The organism is Fodinibius halophilus, assembly GCF_011059105.1.
Lineage (GTDB): Bacteria > Bacteroidota > Rhodothermia > Balneolales > Balneolaceae > Fodinibius > Fodinibius halophilus.
The window spans coordinates 71,292-96,345 of the sequence record NZ_JAALLS010000008.1 but is presented as its reverse complement, the minus strand read 5'-3'; the positions used below and the strand labels follow the sequence as shown (position 1 = coordinate 96,345).

Below are 25,054 nucleotides of genomic sequence, written 5' to 3'. Positions count from 1 at the left end.
AATTAAGCCAATTTCGGATTGGGGTTACTAAGTTCTGAGAGATACGACGTTCTAGGACGTGTATTAAGTTCTTCGAGTAGCAAGTAGTTACGATTATTCTTCTTCGTTTTCACTACTTCACTTTCCGGATCGGTAAGATCACCGAAATAGATCGCATCAGCAGGGCAAGCTTGCTGACAAGCTGTTTCTACTGCTCCGTCTTCCGGTTTCTGGGTAGCACCGTCCGTTTCGATATCGCGATTAATTTTTGCTCGGTTAACACGCTGTACGCAGTATGTACATTTCTCCATCACACCGCGGAAACGAATGGTAACCTCCGGATTCATTGCCATCTGGATGATTTCAGGATCATCACCGCCCGTCAAGAACTCCTTCGTATAATTGAAGAAGTTGAAACGACGAACTTTGTACGGACAGTTGTTAGCGCAGTAACGCGTACCAATACAGCGGTTGTAGGCCATTTGGTTCATGCCGTCTTCACTGTGGGTAGTCGCTGCAACAGGGCATACCTGCTCGCAAGGCGCCATTTCGCAATGCATACAGGGTACAGGCTGGTGCAACGCCTTTGGATTATTAACATCACCGTCGAAATAACGATCATTTCGAATCCAGTGCATTTCACGGCCGCGGTTTACTTCACGCTTACCAACAACCGGAATGTTGTTTTCTGCCGTACAGGCAATAGTACAGACTCCACAACCGGTGCAGGCATTCAGGTCAATAGACATGCCCCATTGCGGTTGGTCATCCGGGTACTCTTGTTCATCAATTGGGTTAAAGATCGACAGTGGATCGTCTTCGCCATGCTCTTCGGCAAATGCCACTCCCGGCATCTCTGCATCATAAGATGATTCATAAGAAGAGAAATGGGGATCTTCGCGATACTCTTGAAGGGTTGCGTGTCTTAACAAAGAACGCCCTTCCATGGTATTATGGTCTTGCGTACAGGCAACTTCATACATCTGGCCTGTTTTTTCCACAGAGACATCGCTCGCAAAGTGCATGTTGTCGGTGGTACGGAGCGGATAGGTGTCAAAACCGGACTTGTTCGCAACACGTCCGACCCCTTCGCGTCCGTAACCCACTGTAATTGTAATACTGTCATCGGCATGTCCCGGCTGGACCCAAGCGGGCATCTCAACGGTAGTGCCGTCAACAGTGATAGCAATCATTTCTACTTCCGCTTTGCCCAAACCGGCTTCTTCAACGCCCAGCTCATCAGCAGTCTTCTTGCTCATAAGGGCAACGTTGTCCCAAGTAATCTTGGTCATTGGCTTAGGAAGCTCTTGCAGCCAGCCGTTATTGGCAAAACGTCCGTCAAAAACGGTAGAATCCGTGCGAATAACCAGTTCCATACCTTCTGCGGTACTGGCATTACCTAAAAAGTCGCTTACACGGTTGTTAAATGTTCGTGAAATATCTACTGATTTAGTAGGGAAGCCCGTATCATCTGCAATACCATCGTGCAGCGCTTTTCTCCATTGGGCTTTGAAATCAGAAGAGTAAAAATCTTTCCAGGTGTGCTGAACGAGATCATATCCCTTTGGCTTTTCGCCATTAAGGACTGTACTTAAAAATTCGATTTCACTGACGCCGGAATAAAGCGGTTCAATTTGTGGCTGTATAATAGATCGTGTGCCACTGTAAGAGTATCCATCGCCCCATGCTTCAAGAAAGTGGGCACGGTTGATGTGCCAATTGGCCAGTTTAGACGTCTCATTATAATATTCAGAGAGATGTATAACCTGACCGGCATTGGATAGGGCATCAGAGAAGTTAAGATCAGCCGGGGCCGTAAATGCAGGATTGGTTCCCACAAGTACTACCGTATCAATGTTACCGTTTTCAAGACTTTCAACAACTTCAGCAAATGCTTCATTGTTATTGTGGTTATCAATATGTGGTACATCGTGGTAGGTAACGGTTTCTTCAGCGTTATTCAGTGCAACATTCATTGCTGCTACCGCTGCATGAAGAGCCGGCTTGTGATCTCGTCCGACCGTAAGAATGGATTCACCCTGATTCTCCAATAGTTCTTCAGCGAGAACAGGAATCCACTCATGATCAGAAAATTTGTTTGTGTAACCGCTAAATGCCGACAATCCGTTAACGGACTTGGCCAATTCAGCAGCAAGTGCATATATAAAGAGGTCTATTTCGCCCGACTTAACACGCAGGCGGTTGTCAGCATTGGATCCGGTAAGGGAGAATGTGCTTTCAATAGCATAAAAGCGAGACATCTCATCCTCGGGAGAAGTTACATCGCGTCCATCAGTAAATTGCTTCGTGTTCTGGACACTATTATTATCTCCGGCCGGATTTAGAAAATCATGATCAAAGCTGACAATTGTTTCAGCCTTATCATAGTGGTTAACCGTACGCAGGCGCTGACCAAATGCAATATTTGTTCCTTCCAGGGCATTGTCTTCGCCAAAAGCTTCGTATGTTACCCACTGGGCATTTGAAAACTTGTCGAGAGCCTGCTCTTTCAGCCTATTATAAGTAGGAGAAGAGTTGGCTTCTGAGATAAAGGCGATATTTTGCGATGTATCGGCGAAATGTTCGCTGCAAAACTTTGCAAAAGCGCTAACCGAAGATTGTTCTCCGTCTTTTCGGACTTTGCGTGAACGATCCGGGTCAAACATGTTAAGGATCGCAGCTTGCCCAAAAATACTGGTATTCCCGTTACTTGAAGGATGTAGTTCATTTCCTTCAATTTTACTTGGGCGTCCTTCATTGTTTTCTACAACAATACCATCTAATGCACCTTGAAAAGGCATTGCTGATGCATAGTATAGTGGTTTGCCGGGAACAACATCTTCCGGCATCTTACTATATGGCATTATTTTTTGAACGGGACGCCGACAGGCAGCAAAACCTGCCAGGGCAATGGAAGCACCCATTACACGCAGAAAGCTGCGTCGGGATACCTCATCATTAAGTTCTGTAGCATTTTCCGGGAACTCGCGCTCGACGAACTTCTCATACTCATCATTTCTGGCAAGTTCGCCCAGACTTTTCCAGTAGTTGGGATTTTTTACGTCTTCGCTCATTCGGTTACGATTGAGTTAGTTCAGATTCGTTTAATAAAAATTAGTAGTGGCAGCCTTGGCAATATGTTGGCGGTGCAATATTATGTTTTGCAACAAGTTCGCGCCCAAGTTCCAGCTGCTCTTTTTTAGGCTCATAGCCCATTGTGGTGACTTCTTCCACCGGGCGAACGTACTGTTCAGGATTGCGATGGCAATCGAGACACCAGCTCATGCTTAAAGGTTCTTTTTGTGAAACAACCTCCATTCGGTCTACACGACCATGGCAGGTTTCGCACCCAACGCCCACATTAACGTGTGCTGCGTGATTAAAGTAAGCGTAGTCGGGGAGGTTGTGCACACGAACCCATTCAATAGACTCATCAGATTTCCAGCTTTCGCGAATTTTCTCAACCTCTTCAGGGTTGTTGGAATCAATTTGGCTGTGGCAATTCATGCATGTTTGCGTAGCCGGCACATTTGCGTGCTTCGATTTTTCAACATTTGTGTGACAGTATTGGCAGTCAATGTCGAGCTTACCGGCATGCAGTTTATGGCTATACGCAATGGGCTGCTCGGGGGCATAGCCGACATCGGTGTATTCAGGGGAAAAGTAGTACCAAACTCCTGCTACTGTTACTGTTGCTAAAATGGTTAGCCCGAGCAAAATCTGGTGCGGGACTTCATTTGCCCATTTGGGAAAGATCTGAGCCATAGGTTATGTAGAATTTATCGTTGCTTGTATTCCAGATATTCTCATAAAAAGTTTCGGCCTGAATGTATGGAAATTCCGGCGATTTTAGAACCCTAAAAAAAGACAAGGCATATATTTATACCGATTCTAAATAGCACCAATCGCTCCATTTCTCAGCCCAAAAGTAAGTGGGCTAAGATAAAATCTATTTTTCACAAATGCTTAATAAGAATCCAAAATAGTTGGCAAATCATTATGAAATCTTGACAGGTTCTCTTGACGGCAAGCAATATTACCATCGATTTATAGTCTTCATATACGACTGCTATATCTATAGTAAAATTAGTACCTTTAGCATCTGCAATATTTAACGATTAATAATACGATGTGATGAATTCTGGTGAACCGTTCACTATTGATCTGCTTAAAGATATAAGTTTGGCAAAAGCTATTGGGGTTATCCTATTAATAAGTGCAGGAGCCCTGGGATTCTTGTTTTGGCTCATCTATTTTAAAGGGGGAAGTGAGTATGGTTCTACCTTGATCGATAGCCTGCCTGCTTTGAATGCCTTATTAAATAGTACCAGTGCCGTTTTGTTACTGTTTGGATACCAAGCGATTCGCAAGCGCGATTTCCAACGGCATATGAAATTTAATCTTACTGCCTTTGTAACTTCAGCTTTCTTTCTTATCAGTTATGTTATCTACCATAACTTTCATGGTAGTACGCCTTTTACAGGAGAGGGACTTATTCGGCCGCTCTATTTCTTTATCCTCATTACCCATATTATACTGTCAGCGTTAGTGATGCCCTTAATATTGACCAGCTTTTATCTGGCTTTTTCAGGAAAACTGAAATTACATCGGAAAGTGTCTAAAGTAACCTTGCCGGTGTGGCTATATGTTTCGGTAACGGGCGTGGCGGTGTTCTTTTTACTGAGAGCATATTCCTAACTGGTTATAGTAACAGCATAAAGGGTAGAGAGAGGGGGCTTGATTATTTTAGACGCTCATTTTTGGAGCAATTCTATTTTAAGATATTGTTAACTGCCAAACCTCTTTTTATATAGCTGGTAAAGAACAGGGGAGATGCCATCCTAAGTGGGGATTCGCGAAAGTCGTGTGAGCATTTGCCAGATGATGCTGGTTTTGCCCTGTGGTTCTAATACTCTCATATTTTTAGTACCCTTCTTATTAGAGCTTTCAAGAAACGGAAAAGCGAACTTTAGCTATATAAATTAGTAGATCCGATGGGTATGGCCTCTCAAAATAATATTGCAAAAAAACGTATTGCTGCCTTAGACCTGGGAACGAACTCCTTTCATGCTGTAATTGTGGATGTTTATAGTGATGGTCGTTTCCGGACAGTCGATAAATTAAAAGAGATGGTTCGGCTTGGAGAAGGAGTGGTAGATAACCGGCTTACTGATGATGTGATGGACCGGGCAATATCTTCGTTGCATAAAATTAAGATACTCTGTGATAGTAAAGGTGTCGAAAAAATGTTGTCTTGTGCTACCAGTGCAATACGGGAGGCTGAAAATGGGGGCGTGTTTATCCAGCGTATGATTGACGAGGTGGGTATTAAAGCACTGGCAATATCCGGTGGTAAAGAAGCAGAGTTAATTGGACGTGCTATTCAGCATGCGGTTTCTTTTGAAGATGAAACGGTTTTAATGGTTGATATCGGGGGCGGAAGCGTAGAGCTAATCATAGGTGATAACGAGACCATTACTTTTAGCACCAGTAAAAAGTTGGGGGTGGCCCGAATGGCCGGCCTTTTTGTTGACAATGATCCGATTACTGAGACCGAAATTGACCAGCTTTGCGATCATTTTAAGAAAGAGCTTTCAGATGTATTTGAAGCTGTAGATGCCTACGATATAAAGACTATTATCGGTTCGTCTGGGACTATGGAAAATATTGCAGATATGATTGCCAATGAGGAATCTATCACGGCTTCGGTTACCTTAAATGGTCTGGAATACCCAACGAGCTGTTTCCAGGAGTTTTATGATTATTTTATTAAGCTGGATCGGGATTCCCGATTAGATCAGAAGGGCTTGGATGAAAAAAGAGTTGATATTATAACCCCGGGCCTGGTGCTGCTCAAATTATTAATCGAGCAATGCGGAATTAGACAGGTTCGTATTTCGGAATCGGCACTGCGAGAGGGTATGGTTTTGGATTATATAAATGATAAACAGGATGAACTGGAGCTGGACCTGCTTGAGCAATACCCTAACCCGAGACGCCGCAGTGTTTTCGAGCTGCTTCGTAAGTGCAATTGGCATGAGGCCCATTCCCGACATGTGACTGAAATGGCGCTGCAGCTTTTTGATGAATTCCGGGAAGAGCTAAATCTGCCGGATGAGGATCGGGAGTTACTGGAATACGCCGGATATCTGCATGATATCGGCTATTACATCTCTCACCGTAAACACCACAAGCACGCCTTATATATTATTCGCCATGCCGATCTAAAGGGCTTTACAGAAAATGAAATAAATATTATTGCAAACGTTGCTCGTTACCACAGGCGATCAACTCCCAAAAAGCGACATAAGCGATATCGAAAGTTAGATAAGCCATTGCGAAAGCGGGTTAAAAAGTTGTCTGCCTTGTTACGTGTCGCGGATGGTCTGGATCGCAGTCACTATCAAAATGTGCAAGAACTCGAGATTAAAAAAGGAAACAATAAGATTCAATTAATTATCACCACAGAATCAGATCCGCAATTGGAAATTTGGGGAGCCATGCGAAAGTCTCACCTTTTTGAGAAAGTAACGGATAAAGAGCTGCAGATTTTTCCAAAAGAAGATGGAAAGGTTATTGCAGTTGAACAGCCAACTCCCTATCCGGAGCACAAGTCATAACTTTTTTCGGAAAGCGAAAACAATAAACATCGGTACTAACTAAAGGCACGGTTGCGTGAATCTGCCATCATCTCTTGTTGAAAGTTGTTGGTCGTTTCTTCTTTATCAGGATACCGAAGCGTGTAGGTTCCATCAGCATGCATATCCCAAGCCAGACGGTTATCCGATAATGCCTCGTTCAAGATACGACTAATCCGTTTTTTGAGCGTCTCTTGCATGATGGGAACTAGTGCTTCTACTCTCTTATTGAGATTTCGGGATCGCCAATCACCACTGCCAATAAAGATGTTGGCATTACTGGCATTTCCGAAGTAATAAATACGATCGTGTTCCAGGAAGCGGCCAATAATACTTATGATGCGGATATTTTCACTGTATCCTTCTAATTGTGGACGCAAACGTGAATGTCCCCGAACAATGAGATCTATTTTTACTCCTTTACGCGATGCAGCGTAGAGCTTTTGGATAAGGTCCACATCGTCAAGGGCGTTCATTTTGGCAATAATTCTTCCATTACCGCCATTTTTAGCAATCTTCATTTCATTTTCAATCAGCTCATAAAAAGATTCCCGCAATTTGTTGGGGGCAACCAATAACTTTCGGTACTGTTGATCGGGGGCATAGCCTGTAAGAAAATGGAACAGGTTAGTAACATCGTAGCCAAGGTCGGGATCGTTGGTGAGCAGCCCGAGGTCAGTATATATTTCGGCAGTATGTATATGGTAGTTGCCGGTACCAATATGGCAATAGGTAACGTGCTCGTCGCCTTCACGCCGGACAATTAGTGCAACCTTAGCGTGTGTTTTTAATCCGACCAATCCATAGGCAACATGTACCCCGGCATTCTCCAGTTTTTTACCCCATTCGATATTACTGGCTTCATCGAAGCGGGCTTTCACTTCAACAAGAACAGCCACCTGTTTGCCTTTTTCAGCGGCTCGTATTAACGCTTTTACGATAGGCGAGTCATCGGAGGTACGGTACAGGGTTTGTTTGATGGCCAACACATCTGGGTCATCAGCGGCTTCTTCGATAAGGCGACGTACGCTGCCGGAAAAGGATTCGTAAGGATGATGTACCAACAAATCTTCGCTCTTTATAATATCAAAGATGTTCTTACGATCCTCGGCTTCCCCTTCATGGTAGAGGGCCTTGGGAACAACAGGATTCCATTTTTTGAATCGCAGGTTGGGCAGGTTTTTGTCGGATATATCGAAAAAATCAGAAAGCTCCAGGAGACCGTCTATATAAACGATATCTTTGTCGGTGAGATTAAGCTCGGTTTTAAGGAGCTTAAGTACTTTCGGATCTACATTCTTTTCGATCTCCAGTCGTACAACTTCGGCAAAACGACGTTCCCGGAGCTCTTCAGAGATCATCGCGAGCAGATCTTCTGCTTCTTCTTCATTGCGTCGCAAATCAGCATTTCTTGTGATGCGAAAAACACAAGAGCTTTTAACCGTCATGCCTGGGAAAAGCTTGTGGATGTTTTGTCGTATTATCTCTTCGGTAGGTACGTAGTGGAATGCATGAGTATCACTTTCAATGGGGAGCCAACGGGGTTGATTCGTAGGTATTTTAACCCGTGCAAAATTAAAACCGTCGCGATCAGGTCGTTTAAGCTTAACGGCAAGCGAGAGGCTCAGGTTTGAAATAAAAGGGAAGGGATGTCCCGGGTCTACCGCTAAAGGGGTGAGTGTTGGGTAGATGTGGTCGTCAAAATATTCGTTAAGGGTTTCTCGTTGGTCAGAAGTTAGATCGTCGTAGCTGGAAATAGCAATAGAAGCTTCATTTTCCAGCTCCTGCTTCAGTAGCAGGTTCCAGACCTTGGAGATCTTTTGAAGCATTTTAGAAGCTTCTTTTTGTACGAGTTCGATCTGCACATCCGGGGTACGTCCGTCGGGACTCAGATCAAAAACACCTGCCGCCTGTTGCCTTTTCAGCCCGCCCACACGTTTTTGCACAAACTCATCAAGGTTACTGGTTGTAATAGCAATAAACCGGAGGCGTTCGAGCAGTGGCATTCTGCGATCCATTGCCTGGTGTAATACCCGCCAATTAAAATCGAGCCATCCCAGTTCTCGATTTAAGAATAGGGATGGATGGTCTAGAGGAGCTTTGTTTGGAACCTCCTGCGCTTCAACCGCACAGGGTAATGCCTGTAGATCTTCTTTATTTTTATAGGCCGAAGAATGGTCTTGATCTTCATTCTCATTTAATATCCAGGCTTGCTTGCCCACATTCCAGGAAATTGAATCGTCTTTAAGATTCCGAAAGCTCTGTTTTATATCAGGATGCAGGGTTTTATTTCCCTTGGTCGTCAGCTCGGAATACTCTTCGCCAAAGGTAGATTCAATTTGTGGTATCACTGCAGCCTGCTTTAAAACCCCTTTGTTTTTAATCCGATTGATCAGCCAAACTGCTATTTGTTGTGGTATATTTTCGGTCACTATTGCCGATTTTGTTACTATTGACGTAAAAATATAGCACTTTTTTTGCGCCGATGAGACCTTGGAGTGGGATGGTAACAGTTAATTAATATAACAGGGCAGGAAAAATAGAAAGTGGCACGGGCTGCCGTGCCACTTTAATATAATCTATTATTAATAAAAAGGGATTTTATTGGACCTCCGTTAATCCAGGAACTGCTCGCCCGCTTCCGGAATCAACACTTTGGTATCACAAAGATCTTCGGTCTCTTCTTTAAAGATCTCAGGGTCACCCGTCAAGACCGGGAAGGTACCATAATGGATAGGTACAGCATAATCAGATTCAATAAGTTCGCAAGCCATTGCAGCTTCTTCGGGACCCATAGTATAATGATCGCCCATTGGAACCGCTATGACCTCTGGTTCATAGAGCTCCCCGTAAAGTTCCAGGTCATAAAAGATGTTGGTGTCACCGAAGTGATAAAAAGTGATATCATCATCGAACGAGATAACAAGTCCCGCAGGATCACCGGCATAGTCGCCTTTAAAAGAAGAACTGTGATTGGCAGAAACCATCGTAACCGAGAAATCATCAAAATCGACTGTTCCACCTTTATTAAACTCCACGGCTTGGTCTTCGTTGAGCCCGTGTTTACCAACAAGCAGGCGCGAAAGTTCAACCATGGTGGCAACCGTACAGCCGGTTTCTTGGGCAATTTCAAGAGTATCACCCACATGGTCTTCGTGGCCGTGAGTAAGTAAAATATAATCTACATCATCCTGTTGTTTGTATTCATCAGGTGTGGCCGGGTTTTGTGATAAAAACGGATCGATCAAAATTGTATTATCGTTAGGACTTACAAGTTTAAAAGCTGAGTGTCCTAACCACTGTGCTTTTACTGATGTATCCATAGATCGAATGATTTAATTAATGATTATTGAAAATTGAATTGATTATCCGAAATCAATGTGTTATTAATGAAATTCATAACTGTGAAACGATTCATCATGTTTTCATGATGATAATAGGTAATATGTTATTTCATTCATAATCACAACAGCCAAACGGAGAACATTCCCACACATTTTTTTGCTTATCTGAAACAGTTTTAATAGTCAAAATATTTTGAGGTTTTAAACATGGCAGAACGAATTAAACTGCATCCGGAAACACCACATGTTAAACGACTTTTTGAAATTACTGATAAAATTCGAGATGGCGCCGTTGTGCTATTTCCTACCGACAGCCAGTATGCAATCGGCTGTGATTACAAAAATAAAAAGGGTATTGAACGCATCCGTAAAATACGGGCATTAGGAAAAGACGATCACCTTACGATATTATGCGACTCGCTCTCCGGTATTTCTAAATTTGCTCATATTTCTGATCACAATTTTAAGCTGATTAAGCGCCTTATTCCCGGCCCATATACATTTATATTGCCGGCTACAAAAGAAGTGCCTAAACTGCTTGTTCATCCCAAGAAAAAGACCGTGGGTATTCGTGTGCCTGATTATCCTATAACTGAAGGCTTGGTGCGCGAACTGGGAAATCCGATGTTGGCAATCACTGCAAAGAAGCCCAGCATGAATGGTAATGCCCTTGCTGAATATGAACGGGAGCCATTCTTACGTGAGTTTGAAAAGCTGGTGGATGTCACGATCGATAATCAGCAGCCGTTACCCTCAAATGAAACATCAATTCTGGATATGACCGATGACAACACAAAAATTTTGCGTCGGGATTTAGGAGCTAAAGAGCTCGAAGAGGTATTTCGGATGGAACGTGAACCACTGGAGGAAGAATAATATATGCGCATAGCAATAAATACCGGGGGCGGTGATGCTCCCGGTTTAAATGCAGCAATACGGGCCGCCACGCTGGCAGCTCTTAAAAGAGGCTGGGAAGTATTTGGCATCAAGAACGGCTATGGTTCAATTTATACCGACGAGCCTTTTATAAAGCTTGATGCAGAAGCCGTTCACGGTATTACCTTGCAGGGCGGTACCATACTGGGCACCGCTAATCGGGGCAATCCCTTTGATATGCCTTACCAGAAAGATGACGGCAGCTGGGATACCCGTGATGTTTCGGATCAGCTTATTGAGACTTTCAGGGAGCATGAAATTGATGCTCTTGTTGCCATAGGCGGGGATGGCTCTATGAGTATTGCCAGTCGCCTGATAAAGAAAGGGCTCAACGTTGTTGGAGTTCCTAAAACGATCGACAATGATATTTTTAACTGTGATGTTTCTTTAGGTTTTGATACAGCCATTGATATTGCGACCGGAGCGTTAGATCGTATTACAACTACGGCAGCATCGCATCATCGTATTATGGCGGTAGAAGTGATGGGACGGTATGCCGGATGGATCGCTTTGTATGCCGGTATAGCATCATCCGCTGATGTAGTATTAATCCCGGAAATCCCATTTTCATACGATACTATTGTAGAAAAAATTGAGGAGCGCGAAGAAAGTGGCCAGCAGTATACGATGATCGTAGTGGCAGAGGGGGCTAAAAAGAAAGATGGTGAACTTGTTACCAAAGGCAAAACCGTGGGGCAGCAAGTACAGCTTGGCGGTATTGCAAAACAGGTAGCGGATGAACTTTCTGAACGGACCGGTAAAGAGTCGCGTTCGGTGGTTCTTGGTCATCTTCAGCGTGGAGGATCGCCCTCTACCTATGACCGGCTGATTTCACTGCGGTATGGTGCTGCAGCGATCAGGTGTGTACAACAGCGTGATTATAACAAGCTGGTGGTGTTGCAGGATAATGAACTGACGCGGATCCCAATAACAAGTATTGAAGGAAAGATGAAATCGGTACCTCTGGATAGTGATACGGTGCAAACAGCCAGAGATATTGGTATCTGTCTTGGCGATTAAGTCTTTTTTTGTTAAGATTATTTAAAAAGGAATAACAGTATGGGGTTATTTGACGCATTAGAGAAAAAGTTGTCGGGCGTTACCCCCGATGATATTTGGAATAATATTTCTGAGCCGGATCATCTGACAATGATATTGGAAGAGTCTGTAGGTAGACCGCAGCTTATTTACAAGCACAGTCACCTGTGTAGTGTCTGCTTTATGAGTAGGGGCAACTTAGAAAAAGCGGCGGAAGATATTCTGAATGTCGCCGATATGCATTTTTTGAATGTTGTGCGTAATCGTCCTGCTTCTGATCATATAGAAAAAGAACTGGAAGTGCGTCACGAGTCGCCGCAAGTTATTATTATTGATAATAAGCAGGTGGCTTGGCACGCCTCACACGGCAGTATTGAAACTGATGTTATCTTAGAGGAGTTGGAGGGCATTGCCTAGGCAAGAGATGATCTAATTTAAAGCGGTTTTTGAAATCAGGCACCTGACCGTGGTGCCCGACACATTAAGTTAAAAATTAGTCTTCAAATAATGCTTTGAAATTTTCATCAAAGTCTGGCTTGATAATCCCTTCTTCGGTGATAAATGCTGTAACATATCGGTGTGGTGTTACATCAAAAGCCGGATTATAGGTCTCTACTTTTTTGGGGGCCACCTTTGAATCGTTAAAGCTAGCAATTTCATCTCCGTCTCGTTCTTCGATGGGGATATCTTCACCGTTCTCCAGTTCTATATCAATGGTAGAAAGAGGAACGGCTACGTAAAAGGGGACATCATTTTCGTTTGCCAATACTGCCAGTGGATAGGTGCCGATTTTATTGGCTGTATCTCCATTCGAAGCTACGCGATCGGCGCCGACAATGACCATATCAACTTCTCCCCGTCGTATTAGAGAACCGGCTGTAGAGTCAGTAATAAGTTTCATGGGGATCTCAGCATTCATCAGCTCCCAAGAGGTGAGTCGAGAACCTTGCAACAGTGGACGGGTTTCGTCTACCCATACTTGTAGTTTATTCCCTTCTTCGTGAGCATGGAAGATCACAGAAAGGGCGGTACCGTATTGACCGGTCGCAAGGCTGCCGGTGTTACAGTGCGTTAATATCCGGGCCTCTTTTGGGACCAACTCAACGCCGTTTTCTCCAATTTTTTTACAGGTGCGTTTATCTTCGGCATGGATGGTTTTAGCGGTCTCCAGCACGATATCCTTGATTTCGGAAATATCTTTGTCTTTATGAGCTTGGATGGTGGTTTTAAGTCGTTCCAGGGCCCAGTGCAGGTTTACTGCGGTAGGTCGTGCGGTTTCCAGGTAATCGGCGACGCGCTCGACTTCTACCCAAAAGCTTTCAAAGGCATTTTCGGGCAGCTCTTTAATCCCCAGGTAAAAACCGTAGGCTGCGGCTATGCCGATGGCAGGGGCCCCGCGAACGCGCAATTTCTTTATCGCTTCCCACATGCGGCCAACATCCCGGATGTCGCTGTAGACTTCGCGGTTGGGCAGGTAGGTCTGGTCAAGAATGCGGACATGATCGTCGCGCCATTCTATGGATTCTACTATGGTATCTGTATTACTCATAAATCAATATTTTTCAATTTCCTTTACTTAGTTAAGGAACCAAATTAACGCGCAGAAAGAAAGGGGATTTGTATTTTTTAATTAGTAGCCTTCGGCAGAGCCATGGGCCCGGGGATCGGCACTGCCATATTTTAGTCCATCTTCGTCTATAAAGATGGAGTGGGCACGGCCTATGTGGCCGCGTGGTTGGAGATTATGCCCCATATTGGAAAGTTTATTGCGCGTATCGGGACTTAATCCAAATTCTTCGTAATAGAGTTTGTCAGGCATCCACTGGTGGTGGAAGCGTGGGGCAGAGATGGCTTGCTGGGGTGCCATCCCAAAGACTGCTAAATTCAGAAAGTTTTGCAGAGTGGCAGTAATAATCCGTGGGCCGCCGGCCGCTCCTAGTACCATGCAAATACTCCCATTTTTGGTTACAATGGTGGGCGTCATACTACTAATCATTCGTTTTTGGGGCTGCACTGCATTGGCTTTGCCCTGGATGAGTCCATACATGTTGGGCTCACTTGGTTCTGCAGTAAAATCATCCATCTCATTGTTGAGGACAAAACCGGCACCGCCTACGGCTAGTTTACTGCCGAAGCTTCCGTTAAGGGTAGTAGTCACTGATACCGCATTTCCATCTTTATCTACTATTGAGTAGTGAGTAGTTTGACTTGACTCTTTCAAAAAAGGAATGTCCCCGTGGCCTATCTCATCACTGGAGTTTGCTTTATCATTGTTAAAGCTTTGCATTCGTTTTTTGTTATAGCTATCACTCAGTAATCGTTCTTGCGGGATATCTACAAAGTCGGGATCTCCCAGAAAGTATGCCCGGTCGGCAAAAGCGCGTCGCATGGTTTCAGTAACCAAGTGCACGTAGTTTGTAGAATTAAATTCCATTTTTTTAAGCTCAAAAGGTTTGAGCATTTCTAAAATTTGATGTACCGCTATGCTACCACTGCTGGGAGGAGGCATAATATGGAGGTCATACCCTCGGAAAGAGGCTTTCACAGGAGTTCGCCAGACACTTTCATAGTTATCCAGATCGTCATAAGTGATAAGGCCGCCTTGGTTTTGCATCTCTTCGACGATAAGGTCGGCTGTTTTACCGGAATAAAAACCATCACGCCCGCGATTAGCAATCCGTTCCAGAGTTTTAGCAAGATCTTTTTGCACAAATAGATCACCTTCTTGCCAAGGTGCATTGTTTTCTTTTAAGAAATAATCAGATGAGCTTTTGAACTGTTTAAAAGCTTCGCCCTTACTGTTCAGACTTTGAGCTTGTGCCCATGACAGAGCATATCCTTTTTGAGCAAGTTCAATTGCCGGTTGCATAACAGTTTCCAGGGGAAGACGTCCATAGTATTCCAGGCCTTTAATCATCCCGTCAACAACGCCGGGAACGCCTACAGCCAATGCTCCACGTCGACTTAATTCAGGGATATATTCCCCATTTCGAAGATACATATCGCTGGAGGCTTTTCGGGGAGCTTCTTCACGGAAGTCAAGGGCACGTGTATTACCATCAGCAGTGTGTAATACCATAAAGCCACCACCGCCAATATTGCCGGCTCGCGGTAGTGTTACAGCCAGGGCAAACTGTATGCTCACTGCTGCATCAACAGCATTTCCACCCTGTTGCAAAATCTCTTTTCCTATGGCAGAGGCTCGTTGTTCTGCTGAGACAATAACCCCATTTTTATATGATTTGGCTGAGCCAACCTGCCCATTACTTTGCAGGGGCAAAAAAAGGAAAAGGCATACTACAAAGAAGGAAGTTAGAAAACGGTTTGTCATCTTTTTACCTACTAGCATATGTTAAATCTGTTTTTGAGTTGTAATTCTGTAGTAAGAAAGTAGAATATTTACTGTAAAGAAAGTCTATCTCTATTTTAAATAGAAGGGATGCCAATTACATGAGTTTTGGACTATCCAAAAGTTGGTAAAGGGGTAAGGACGTAATTAAGACAATTGAAAGAAATGCTATTCTAATGTGAATACGACCCTACTCCATGAACCCATCTCTTTCTGCATGTCGTATTCCTTTTAATAGTGCTATCACCTCTTTGTAAAGCTGCGTATTGTTATTACATGCTTTTTTAGCATGTGCTTTCTTCTCTTGTAAAGTCTCAAATGTCCAACTTTCTTCAATAATTCTTTCTATCCGTTGCCAACGTTGTTTTTCCATAAGTACAAATAGTTTGTCCTCTTTACTATTACATGCGGGAACTTGAACGAACAGAGGTCAAATTTCTTCCAAAACAAGAGATTATAAGAGATTATTTTTATTTGTCCCCTCTTTATAAATCAGCACGTATGTTGTATGTAAGGTGATAATTAAAAACGCATTTAGTGGTTGAATACAGGGACAATGTGGCATTTATTAGTTATTACATTCAATTGCTAAACGGCTAATTAAATTTTTTTCTTATGAAAAGACTATACGATATCAAACATTCATTGAGACCAGTTGCTTTTTTTATTGTGATGCTGTTTGTCGCCTCGTGCGGGGGAGGGGGCAACGGTACGCCCAATCCTGAAATAACGGGTATTCAGCCAGACAGTGGGCCGCCTGGTACGTTGCTGACAATAGAGGGGAAAGGGTTTAGTCCACAGAATACTGATAATACTATTTCTATTGGGGGCACGAGTGCTCCTGTCGAAAGTGCCAGTGAATCTGAGTTAAAAACGAAAGTACCGGAAGGGGCATCCAGCGGACCGGTAAAGGTTACCGTTGGTCAGGAGACGGTATCAGGCCCACAGTTTACCGTTGAAGCCAAAGCGCCGGGCATCAGTTCGGTAGAGCCGGACAGTGGTATGATTGGGACTGACGTAACTATCAAAGGGATGAACTTTAGTTCAAACCCTGCAGACATTTCTATATCGTTCAATGGAGCCGATGCCGCTGTTAATGATGCTTCGGATGATCAGCTAAAGACAACGGTGCCCGATAATGCCAGTGATGGCTCGGTGAAGGTTACCGTAAATCAAAAATCTGCTATGGGACCTGATTTCAATGTGTTGGCACCAAAGATTAAGGCTATAAAGCCCGATACGGTTGTACAGGGAGCTACTTTGGCTATAAAGGGGAAGTATTTTGCGGATGAACTTTCAAAAAATAAGATCTCTATTGGCGGTACTATGACCAATGCTGACAGTGCCAAGAGTGATACGCTTTATACGGTTATACCCAAGGGGGTAACCGGCGGTCCTGTTAAGGTTATTGTCGGGGAACAGATATCCGAAGGTATGCCTTTGGATATTATTACGAACCTCCAGGCTTGTTATGGTAATGATATACAGCTTGATGCTAATCTGCAGTGGGTTAGCCAAGGGTTGACGACCTCAGATAAAGATGATAAATCACAGGATATGGCAATAGATTCCAATGGAAATCTATACGTGGTACTGCGTGATCGAGGAGTTGCAGCAAAATATGATTCCAATGGGGATGAGGTCTGGAAATCAAATTTTGATACAAAGCTCAAATCCACAACATGGAGAGGTATCGAAGTGGATGCCAATAGCGTGTATATTGTTGGAGAGCGGGGAGTTTCTGATCAGGACTTGGGAGAAGCAAAACTGAAGTATCACTTTTCAACGCTTAAAGACGGGAATTCTAATACAGGAGGCAGGGATATTGTGTTAGCCCGCCTGGATGCCGGTTCCGGAAGTCTTGGATGGGCCCAGCAATTTGGATCGCCTGATCTTGATGAGCTCAATCATGAAACAGTTGCAGTACTTCCTTCGGGTGAAATATTGGTCTCTGCCAGAATGAGTGGTCCTTTCACACCAACTAATAAAGAGCCCGATAAGGGATCTCATGATGTGGCTATTGCCAAATTCCAGAAAAATGGGACCCTGCAGAGCGTACAACAAATAGAGGCTTATACGGCACCTTATAGCATAGCTACCGATGACCAAAGCCAAGTATTCCTGGGAGCAAGAAATGATGATGGCAATACCGTGTTCGCCAGACTTAGCAGTAGTTTACAGATTGAAGCATCGAGTGAACAGGTGACGCGACAAATCAAACAGCCTATTCCTATGCCAGATGGCGGAGCGGTTGTATATGGAAATACAGGTACCTCCCTTGAAGCAAATAAAAATGTATACATCAAGGATGCCTATGTGCAGCGGTTGGGCTCTGGTGGGGCTGAGCAATGGGTCCACCAGCAAAAGTTTGATGATAGCGGATCCACCAAATACAACGGTGGCGTGCGAATACCCGGTGGAGGAGTTGTTCTTGTAGGCCAAAATGCATCTGAGATCGGGGGACTCCCATATCTTGGCATTTATGCAGATGGCGGGAGACCACTTTTTATAGATGGTAGTAAAAAGTCTACGTTCTTTGAATTTGAGAATGATAAGAAAGGACGAGGCTTTCCTTCGGCAGTTGAAACGTATCGTGATGCAAATGGCGAAGTGCATCTGTTTACATTGGGTGTGACAACTTCAAGTTGGCCGGGCCGCAGCGATGATGACAATATTGATCCCAAGGGGGGCAAAGATATGTGGATTACCGGTATGACCCTAGAGTGTGAACAGCAATGAAAGCTCATAATTCAACTATTCTCACCCACTGTGGTTCTCGTACTGCAGTGGGTTTTTTATTTGTCCTGTTTTAGTAATGGATTACGCAGGTTACTATCTAAATTTAACTAAGCATCAATTATGAGAAAACTACTTTTTTTATTTCCATTAATAATTCTAATTGTAATTTCATGCAGCTCAAATCATAGTGAACCGACAACGCCAGTACAGTCTGAAGGGGTAGAAGCTGTACCGATGTCATCCGGTTCACAACAGGTCGTTACGGTAAATGGTAAGCAAGTTACCATACCCTCAGGTTTTAATGAAAAGGCCGGGGAATATTTCCTCGCGATGATGCTTCATGCTGATTTTGATGGTAGCCGTTTTCTAAAAACAAGCAGGATTACCAAAGATCCTATCTTTTGGTTCAAAAATGGACATGGAACACAAGGTAAACAAGAAGTTGAGAGCTTGCTACAGCAGGCCGTACAGGATTATACCGGTGGTAAATTCACTGCCAGGTTCCATAACAGTACAACATTCCAAGGAGATAAAGATACTGTAATTACGGTAGAGTTTGGTAACACGAGCTATGGCAGTTCCAGACCGCAATCAGCTAACTGGTCCAACGGAGGGGGACTTATTATTACCGGGGGATATATTGTTTTAAGTAATAGCTTTAAGAGTGGTATAAATCAATGGAATGAGGGAGTACCTGTCCATGAACTTGGTCATGTGATGTTAGGTGCTGGTGGCCATCCCAGTTTTCCCGATGCTATAATGACTCAAAAAAGTGTACAGCCACCACTGCCAGCTTATGAAAAAGCAGCATGGACTCTTTTTCATCGCCTGCCGGTAGGAACTTCCATTAATGATCTACAACAGGCTGGAGTTATAACTACCCAGATGATGAATGTAGAGCCCACTATTTTTGAAACATCATTAAAGCATAAGTGGCCCGGGCAACCGCATATGCAAGCTGCTGTGGGAGATACCATTTACTTAGAGGGACAACGATTTCGATATCAGTTTAAATGCAGTTCCAGTTTAAACTGGTCGACTCCGGAAGTTAGTTTTAACGGTACAAAAGCATCATACGTGACCGAACCAACTAATATTGTCCAAAGCGATTGTAACTGGATAGAGATGAGAGTGCCCATTGGTGCAACTACAGGGCCATTAACAGTAACGTCTTCTTATGGCAAAACAAGCAACCAGGTCCAGTTTACCATCACCTCTCGGGCTGTTGATTTTTCCGGAAAGTGGGATACCGATTTTGGGGAGCTCCGGTTGCATCAATTTGATAAATATGTGGTGGGCGACTATGCCGACCAAGGTATTATGTTGGGTAAAGTAAAAGAGAATTGTGTATCTGGAATTTTTACAAATGGAGATCGCAGTGGGATATTTCGTTTTAACGCCCCACAATTTGGCCAATTTAATGGTGAATGGGCATGGCATGGAGATCCTCTAAGCGGGTCTTGGAATGGATCCAGAACATCAAAATCTGTCACACAGTTATCTAATTTTACTCGAGATGGCTCTAAGACTCAAATTATTGATAACAACCGGACAGTTTATGATGGTACATATGATAGTTCGTATGGGGAGATTAAATTGTTGGCAAGAGACTTGTTTTTGGTTGGTGATTATGCCAGTAGAGGTGTCTTTGCCGGTATATGGGATGGCAATTCGTATGTAGGGATCTTCACAAATGAGGATGAGACCGGTTGGTTTGACTTTAGTTTTTATTCTTCAAACGGCACATTTGATTCTGGAAGCTGGGGATGGATTGGCAAAAGTGGCCGCGGCAGTTGGTCACTTACCGAAACTGACGCAAGTACACCGGCACCCAGTAATATGCTTGATAGTGTTCAGTGTAATTAAGCAGTAAGATGCTGCTTAATTAGTGAGTATTTTCCCAACTTTTTGGTATAGGACTCTGTAATTTTACAGAGTCCTATTTTATTTGTCCCCTCTTTGAAAAGTAATACGCAGTTTTCAAAGTAAGAGTAATACTAAATAAAATATATAGTAACTATGAGACAATTATCACGAGTAATGACGTTATTTTTGATTGCGACTTTGACGCTGTTTGCGGGATGTGAAGGCCCGGCCGGCGAACAAGGTCCGCAAGGCCCGGAAGGGCCACAGGGTCCGGTAGGTCCGGCCGGCGATGACGGGAGTATGATCTATTCCGGAACGGGAGCGCCTGCCAGTAATACCGGCAGCAATGGTGATTACTATATTAATACCAATACCGGTGAGATGTATGGCCCCAAGGATGACAACGGTTGGGGGAGTAATGCCCTGATGGTATTAATGGGAAAAGACGGTGAAGATGGCAGCGAGATTTATGCCGGAACCGGTGCACCATCTTCTTCAAAAGGCCAAAATGGTGATTTTTATCTGGATAAATCCAACTATGATATGTATGGTCCTAAAACAGATCAGGGATGGGGTTCACCGATTAATCTGAAGGGAGCCGACGGCAATGCCAATGTCACACGCTATATTTTTCCGGGACATGACTTTAGCAGCCAGAATTACCATCCGTTGAATATTCCCGTTCAAAGTGAAACTGAAATGAAAGAAAGTGCCTGGTTAATCTACTTTGTTGGACAATCAAGTCCCAATGTGGATGAAGCCTATTGGTCGGTACCAGGGTATGGTAAGAACAACCAAACTTATTACTTTAGCCAGCATTATTATTACGACAGCAGACAAGAAGTTGTCTTTGCTCTTGCCTGCGATCAAAATGCGGTGGGTGAAGCCTATGATCGGATAGAGTTTGTACAGGTCAGAGCAAATAATAATGAAAATCTGCCCAAGGCAAAGCCGGGAGCTACCATTCCGGAGGATCTTGACACTTCTGACTATCAAGCCATAGCTGAATATTTTGGGTTTAATAGTAAATAGTATAGACTAGCAGCGTTATTGTAGTAACGGCCCTGTCTTACAAGGCAGGGCCGTTTTTTAATCGTGGTAGAGATCTCGATAATTTTATTATAAATGCCGATGGTTCTGCAAGCAACGGTGTTCAGGGATCCCCTTCCTGAAGCCCGGTAGAATAGAAAAGATGCCTTAGTGGTAATTTGAGTCCGTGACTGAGAAATGTCGCGGGCTTTATTTATTTGAGCCCCTTCTCTGTTGCATTTCGTATTTACTATGTAGGACTACAAAATCTGAATAAAGCTTTACAACTATGCGACGATTGTCACGAGTGTTAATATTGTTTTTAATAGCAACTTTGCCACTATTCTTAGGGTGCGAAGGTCCGGCGGGGGAGCAAGGAGCTCAAGGTCCTGAAGGCCCTGAAGGTCCAGAAGGACCGGTAGGCCCAGCCGGCGATGACGGGAGTATGATGTATGCCGGTTCTGGAGCCCCCGCTTCTGATATTGGCAGTGAGGGTGATTACTATTTAGACACTACTACGGGTGAATATTATGGCCCCAAAGAGAACAATGGTTGGGGAAATCCAATTATGGTATTGATGGGCCAAGACGGTGAAGATGGCAGCCAATTTCATGGGGGATCCGGTGCACCAGACCCTTCATTGGGAGCGAATGGCGACTTTTACTTAGACAAATCCAACTATGACATGTACGGTCCCAAAACGGATCAGGGGTGGGGCACCGCGGTAAACTTGAAAGGGGCCGACGGCAATGCCAATGTTACGCGATACATTTATCCTCAGCATGACTTTAGTACAGATCCACAGTTTGTTGCGGTGTTTAGCAGTTTAACAGAAACAGAAATGAAACAGAGTTCTTGGACGGTGTACTTAATGTATGATACCGGGAGCAACCAGATTTATTATTCGGTGCCAGGGCGTGCTCGAAATATCCAGTATTCTGTTGAGCACAATTTTGTTAATGGGAGTGGGTATTTCCGCATAAATACTGAGCCGAATAAAACGGGTATCCCTTATGACCAAATTGAGATCATTCGTACAGAGGCCAATAATACCCAAGACAATACAGAGGTTGCTGATACCGGAACTTTGACTCTTAAAGGGATGGAGGTGTTAGGTCAACAATCCTTTCTTGAGTATTATAACTTTAAGTGATTAGGTTTCAAACTTGATTCTAAAGGGCTCTGCAATTTTGCAGGGCCTTTTTTATTTGTCCCCTCTTTGAGTGATCTCCCGCATTATGCTAGGTAGAAGCTTTAATAACAATAAAAGAGATAATAACTATGAGACGATTGTCACGAGTGTTAACATTATTTTTAATCACAATTTTAACTCTGTTTGTTGGTTGTGAAGGTCCGGCCGGTGAACAAGGTCCGCAGGGGCCCAAAGGAGAGCAAGGCCCCGTAGGCCCGGCGGGCGATGACGGAAGTAAGATCTATTCCAGACAGGGAACACCAAGCAATAGTAAAGGGAGTAATGGGGATTACTATTTAGATATTAGTACCGGTGAAATGTATGGTCCGAAGAATGATCAGGGTTGGGGCACCCCTATAAGTCTGCAGGGCCCTGCCGGCCAAGATGGCAAAGATGGCAGCCAAATCTATTCCGGTAGTTCGGCTCCCCAATCCTCATTGGGTAAAGAAGGGGATTATTACCTAAATAAAAGCACTTTCGACCTGTATGGTCCCAAAACAGCTAACAGTTGGGGAACGCCCATCAATTTAAAAGGTACTGCAAATGTAATGTATTCTAGTTGGGTAAATCCACCGCAATGGAATGGGAGTACCCAAACCACAACTAAATATCGCTATTTTGATATTTCCGCAAATGCGATGACTCAGGATATTATTGATAAGGGAATTGTTAAGGTGTATACCAATTTTAATACCCCATCGGTGTATTCCTTACCGTTAGCTAAGGCAGGTAGCCCCGGAAATCCCAATTACAGTTACTTTTTTCAGCTAAATCCTCAACAGTTGCGGATTGCCTATATGAATCCTGATGCTACCGGTACGCTTCCTAATGCTCTTGGAACGAGTAGTGAATTTCGTTATGTGCTTATTCCCGGAGGAAAACATCTGAAAACTAAAGCCAAGGCCGGAGAACTACCAATTGATTTGAATGATTATGAACAGGTAAAGAGGTACTTTGGAATACCAAAGTAAAGCTTGTTTGGGAGCTTTGTAAAACCGGACATGTCATCCTGAATTCAGTTCAGAATCTCGGTTTTAAGATTAATAACTGTTTATGAGATGCTGGAAGAGATACTTCGACAGGCTCAGTACATGGTTCAGCATGACAAGATGTGAATAGTTTTGCAAAGCCCCCTTGTTTATGGAAATTCTTAGGGCCACTTGATTGTGGCCCTTTTTTATTTGGCCTCTCTTTGCAATGTAATACGCAGAGTGCTAAGTCAAGGATTTTTAATCATACTCCAAGAAAAATATTATGAGACGACTATTACAATTATCCATACTATTCATCATGGTTATAACCGTTATATCGTGCGGAGGTAATGGAAATAGTACGCCTAAGCCTGAGATCACAAATATTCAACCCGACAGTGGTCCGCCGGGCACCATGCTAACTGTCAAAGGAAAAGGGTTCCAGCCGCATGCCTCAGATATGAGCGTGGGTATTGGTTCCTCTTCAGCCACGGTCATAAGTGCCACCAAAGACCAGATACAAGCTGAAGTACCGGAAGGAGCCTCCAGCGGACCGGTAAAAGTAACGGTAGGCGGGGAAACAGCTACGGGACCCCAGTTTACGGTTGAGACAAAAGCCCCTGGCATCAGTTCGGTAAACCCTGACAGCGGTACGGTGGGTACCGAGGTAACCATTAAGGGGATGAACTTTAGTGCAACGACTTCGGAAAATAGTATCTCTTTTAATGGTACCAGTGCAACGGTGAAAGGAGCGACTGAAGATCAGCTGCTGACCGAGGTGCCCCAGGGAGCTGCTGACGGTCCCATAAAAGTGACGGTAGAGCAGAAGTCAACCACTGGCCCCGATTTTGATGTGATAACCGATGGAACGATCCAAATAATAACACAGACATCAGGCAGTGATAAAGATAGTGACGGGTACACAGTATCGTTGGATGGTTCTTCCGGTCAAACAATAGGCATTAATACAGAACGGTATATGACAGATATTGAGGAAGGGACACATGACCTGGAGCTCACCGGACTGGCAAACAACTGTAGTTTAAGTGGTAACAATCCACGAACATTAAGCATTGCAGCCGGAGATACTACGAAAACCACTTTTGAGGTAAGTTGCCAGGCCAAGGCCAAGAGTAAGATTGTCTTTGAAAGTGACCGGGATGGAAACCAGGAAATATATATCATGGATGCTGATGGTAGTAATCATACCCGGTTGACAAACAATAGTGCCATCGATGGTAGTCCGGTTATATCTAATGATGGGAAAACGATTGTGTTTAGCAGCGACAGGAATGGAGATTATGATCTGTATAAAATGAATGCTGATGGTTCTGATATCCAGCGGTTAACCCACGTCAGTAATCTTTATGAGATGCATGCCAGTTGGTCGCCGGACGATTCCCAAATTGCTTTTGATGCGGTTGGGCAGCATGGATATCTACATATTTATACCATGAGTAGCAGCGGTAGCAATCAGACGCCTTTAACAGATGATAAAGGGAATGATAAGTATCCCAGTTGGTCTCCGGATGGTACAAAAATAGTATTTTACAGTGATCGGTTGTATGATAAAAATGATCCTCCAAAGGGAGATGATATCTTTACGGTAACAGTGCAAGGGCATAGTATTCAAGCGATTACTGAAAATGATGCAGAGAATACTGAGCCTCGTTGGTCGCCCGATGGCTCTAAGATTGCGTTTGTAAGTAATAATAATGCGGATAATGATTTCGAAATTTATGTTGCCGGGGCCCAGGGAGGAGGTGCTCAACGAATTACAGATAATTCTTCGCCCTATGATTCATATCCCAGCTGGTCACCAGATGGAACAAGACTAGTATTTAGCAGAAATGGAAGAATCTATAAGATAGCCAGTGACGGGAGCGGTACTGCTACAAGCTTATCTAATAACAAGACTGATGGCAGTCCTTATTGGGGGATGGTTAAATAGAAATTGTTCTCTTTCAGATCTG

18 protein-coding genes are annotated in these 25,054 nt (G+C 43.8%); 11 read left to right on the top strand and 7 right to left on the bottom strand.

Annotated elements, in window-relative coordinates; all coding sequences use genetic code 11:
* Nucleotides 1-2 precede the first annotated feature (2 nt).
* Nucleotides 3-3,053 carry a TAT-variant-translocated molybdopterin oxidoreductase gene (locus G3569_RS07775; RefSeq protein WP_165267782.1) on the bottom strand — a complete coding sequence of 1,017 codons (3,051 nt, stop codon included), beginning with the start codon at nucleotides 3,051-3,053 and terminating at the stop codon, nucleotides 3-5.
* A gap of 40 nt (nucleotides 3,054-3,093) precedes the next feature.
* Entirely contained in the window at nucleotides 3,094-3,744 is a 651-nt protein-coding gene (locus tag G3569_RS07770; protein ID WP_165267780.1) for a cytochrome c3 family protein, read from the bottom strand.
* A gap of 369 nt (nucleotides 3,745-4,113) precedes the next feature.
* On the opposite strand from G3569_RS07770, the gene G3569_RS07765 reads away from it, so the two are divergent.
* The gene (locus tag G3569_RS07765) at nucleotides 4,114-4,677 is read left to right on the top strand and encodes a DUF420 domain-containing protein (RefSeq protein WP_165267778.1); all 564 of its coding nucleotides are present in this window, start codon (nucleotides 4,114-4,116) and stop codon (nucleotides 4,675-4,677) included.
* Between the two features lie 302 nt (nucleotides 4,678-4,979).
* Complete coding sequence (locus tag G3569_RS07760) at nucleotides 4,980-6,599, top strand: Ppx/GppA phosphatase family protein (protein ID WP_240894647.1); 1,620 nt, start codon at nucleotides 4,980-4,982, stop codon at nucleotides 6,597-6,599.
* 35 nt (nucleotides 6,600-6,634) lie between these two features.
* On the opposite strand, the gene ppk1 is transcribed toward G3569_RS07760, so the two are convergent.
* Together ppk1 and G3569_RS07750 are read right to left on the bottom strand one after the other, a co-directional pair.
* Nucleotides 6,635-9,049 carry a polyphosphate kinase 1 gene (ppk1, locus tag G3569_RS07755; protein WP_205720080.1) on the bottom strand — a complete coding sequence of 805 codons (2,415 nt, stop codon included), beginning with the start codon at nucleotides 9,047-9,049 and terminating at the stop codon, nucleotides 6,635-6,637.
* A 183-nt stretch (nucleotides 9,050-9,232) separates the two neighbouring features.
* The gene (locus G3569_RS07750) at nucleotides 9,233-9,940 is read right to left on the bottom strand and encodes a metal-dependent hydrolase (RefSeq protein WP_165267774.1); all 708 of its coding nucleotides are present in this window, start codon (nucleotides 9,938-9,940) and stop codon (nucleotides 9,233-9,235) included.
* Nucleotides 9,941-10,168: 228 nt separating this feature from the next.
* Between G3569_RS07750 and G3569_RS07745 the strand changes: the two genes are divergently transcribed.
* Genes G3569_RS07745 through ytxJ form a run of 3 tightly spaced genes read left to right on the top strand, consistent with a single transcriptional unit; the run spans nucleotide 10,169 to nucleotide 12,352 of the window.
* A complete protein-coding gene (locus G3569_RS07745) occupies nucleotides 10,169-10,837 on the top strand; it encodes an L-threonylcarbamoyladenylate synthase (protein ID WP_165267772.1) in 669 nt (222 codons plus the stop codon).
* Between the two features lie 3 nt (nucleotides 10,838-10,840).
* Nucleotides 10,841-11,917, top strand: coding sequence for a 6-phosphofructokinase (locus G3569_RS07740; protein WP_165267770.1), 1,077 nt, complete (start codon nucleotides 10,841-10,843; stop codon nucleotides 11,915-11,917).
* Nucleotides 11,918-11,956: 39 nt separating this feature from the next.
* The gene (gene ytxJ / locus G3569_RS07735; protein ID WP_165267768.1) at nucleotides 11,957-12,352 is read left to right on the top strand and encodes a bacillithiol system redox-active protein YtxJ; all 396 of its coding nucleotides are present in this window, start codon (nucleotides 11,957-11,959) and stop codon (nucleotides 12,350-12,352) included.
* Between the two features lie 76 nt (nucleotides 12,353-12,428).
* On the opposite strand, the gene mtnA is transcribed toward ytxJ, so the two are convergent.
* The 3 genes from mtnA to G3569_RS07720 form a co-directional block, all read right to left on the bottom strand.
* Nucleotides 12,429-13,484, bottom strand: a complete 1,056-nt coding sequence (mtnA, locus tag G3569_RS07730) for an S-methyl-5-thioribose-1-phosphate isomerase (RefSeq protein WP_165267766.1) — start codon at nucleotides 13,482-13,484, stop codon at nucleotides 12,429-12,431.
* A gap of 81 nt (nucleotides 13,485-13,565) precedes the next feature.
* Nucleotides 13,566-15,284, bottom strand: a complete 1,719-nt coding sequence (gene ggt, locus G3569_RS07725; protein WP_240894645.1) for a gamma-glutamyltransferase — start codon at nucleotides 15,282-15,284, stop codon at nucleotides 13,566-13,568.
* A gap of 190 nt (nucleotides 15,285-15,474) precedes the next feature.
* The gene (locus G3569_RS07720; RefSeq protein ID WP_165267764.1) at nucleotides 15,475-15,657 is read right to left on the bottom strand and encodes a hypothetical protein; all 183 of its coding nucleotides are present in this window, start codon (nucleotides 15,655-15,657) and stop codon (nucleotides 15,475-15,477) included.
* Between the two features lie 242 nt (nucleotides 15,658-15,899).
* Between G3569_RS07720 and G3569_RS07715 the strand changes: the two genes are divergently transcribed.
* From G3569_RS07715 to G3569_RS07690, 6 genes are all read left to right on the top strand, one after another.
* Complete coding sequence (locus tag G3569_RS07715) at nucleotides 15,900-18,023, top strand: IPT/TIG domain-containing protein (protein ID WP_165267762.1); 2,124 nt, start codon at nucleotides 15,900-15,902, stop codon at nucleotides 18,021-18,023.
* 120 nt (nucleotides 18,024-18,143) lie between these two features.
* Complete coding sequence (locus G3569_RS07710) at nucleotides 18,144-19,889, top strand: hypothetical protein (RefSeq protein ID WP_165267760.1); 1,746 nt, start codon at nucleotides 18,144-18,146, stop codon at nucleotides 19,887-19,889.
* A 153-nt stretch (nucleotides 19,890-20,042) separates the two neighbouring features.
* Nucleotides 20,043-20,921: a collagen-like domain-containing protein gene (locus G3569_RS07705; RefSeq protein ID WP_165267758.1), complete on the top strand. Its 879-nt coding sequence runs from the start codon at nucleotides 20,043-20,045 to the stop codon at nucleotides 20,919-20,921.
* Between the two features lie 286 nt (nucleotides 20,922-21,207).
* Nucleotides 21,208-22,071, top strand: coding sequence for a hypothetical protein (locus G3569_RS07700; protein ID WP_165267756.1), 864 nt, complete (start codon nucleotides 21,208-21,210; stop codon nucleotides 22,069-22,071).
* A 128-nt stretch (nucleotides 22,072-22,199) separates the two neighbouring features.
* Nucleotides 22,200-23,081 carry a collagen-like domain-containing protein gene (locus G3569_RS07695; protein ID WP_165267754.1) on the top strand — a complete coding sequence of 294 codons (882 nt, stop codon included), beginning with the start codon at nucleotides 22,200-22,202 and terminating at the stop codon, nucleotides 23,079-23,081.
* A 283-nt stretch (nucleotides 23,082-23,364) separates the two neighbouring features.
* A complete protein-coding gene (locus G3569_RS07690) occupies nucleotides 23,365-25,032 on the top strand; it encodes an IPT/TIG domain-containing protein (RefSeq protein WP_165267752.1) in 1,668 nt (555 codons plus the stop codon).
* Nucleotides 25,033-25,054: the final 22 nt, after the last annotated feature.

What these genes read in the sequence shown, in the direction of transcription:
- G3569_RS07720 (WP_165267764.1), bottom strand. Translation starts at nt 15,657, where the DNA reads ATGGAAAAACAACGTTGGCAACGGATAGAAAGAATTATTGAAGAAAGT.
- ggt (WP_240894645.1), bottom strand. Translation starts at nt 15,284, where the DNA reads ATGCTAGTAGGTAAAAAGATGACAAACCGTTTTCTAACTTCCTTCTTT.
- G3569_RS07710 (WP_165267760.1), top strand. Translation starts at nt 18,144, where the DNA reads ATGAGAAAACTACTTTTTTTATTTCCATTAATAATTCTAATTGTAATT.
- G3569_RS07695 (WP_165267754.1), top strand. Translation starts at nt 22,200, where the DNA reads ATGAGACGATTGTCACGAGTGTTAACATTATTTTTAATCACAATTTTA.
- G3569_RS07775 (WP_165267782.1), bottom strand. Translation starts at nt 3,053, where the DNA reads ATGAGCGAAGACGTAAAAAATCCCAACTACTGGAAAAGTCTGGGCGAA.
- G3569_RS07765 (WP_165267778.1), top strand. Translation starts at nt 4,114, where the DNA reads ATGAATTCTGGTGAACCGTTCACTATTGATCTGCTTAAAGATATAAGT.
- G3569_RS07700 (WP_165267756.1), top strand. Translation starts at nt 21,208, where the DNA reads ATGCGACGATTGTCACGAGTGTTAATATTGTTTTTAATAGCAACTTTG.
- G3569_RS07750 (WP_165267774.1), bottom strand. Translation starts at nt 9,940, where the DNA reads ATGGATACATCAGTAAAAGCACAGTGGTTAGGACACTCAGCTTTTAAA.
- mtnA (WP_165267766.1), bottom strand. Translation starts at nt 13,484, where the DNA reads ATGAGTAATACAGATACCATAGTAGAATCCATAGAATGGCGCGACGAT.
- G3569_RS07690 (WP_165267752.1), top strand. Translation starts at nt 23,365, where the DNA reads ATGAGACGACTATTACAATTATCCATACTATTCATCATGGTTATAACC.
- G3569_RS07715 (WP_165267762.1), top strand. Translation starts at nt 15,900, where the DNA reads ATGAAAAGACTATACGATATCAAACATTCATTGAGACCAGTTGCTTTT.
- G3569_RS07760 (WP_240894647.1), top strand. Translation starts at nt 4,980, where the DNA reads ATGGCCTCTCAAAATAATATTGCAAAAAAACGTATTGCTGCCTTAGAC.
- G3569_RS07745 (WP_165267772.1), top strand. Translation starts at nt 10,169, where the DNA reads ATGGCAGAACGAATTAAACTGCATCCGGAAACACCACATGTTAAACGA.
- G3569_RS07740 (WP_165267770.1), top strand. Translation starts at nt 10,841, where the DNA reads ATGCGCATAGCAATAAATACCGGGGGCGGTGATGCTCCCGGTTTAAAT.
- ytxJ (WP_165267768.1), top strand. Translation starts at nt 11,957, where the DNA reads ATGGGGTTATTTGACGCATTAGAGAAAAAGTTGTCGGGCGTTACCCCC.
- G3569_RS07705 (WP_165267758.1), top strand. Translation starts at nt 20,043, where the DNA reads ATGAGACAATTATCACGAGTAATGACGTTATTTTTGATTGCGACTTTG.
- G3569_RS07770 (WP_165267780.1), bottom strand. Translation starts at nt 3,744, where the DNA reads ATGGCTCAGATCTTTCCCAAATGGGCAAATGAAGTCCCGCACCAGATT.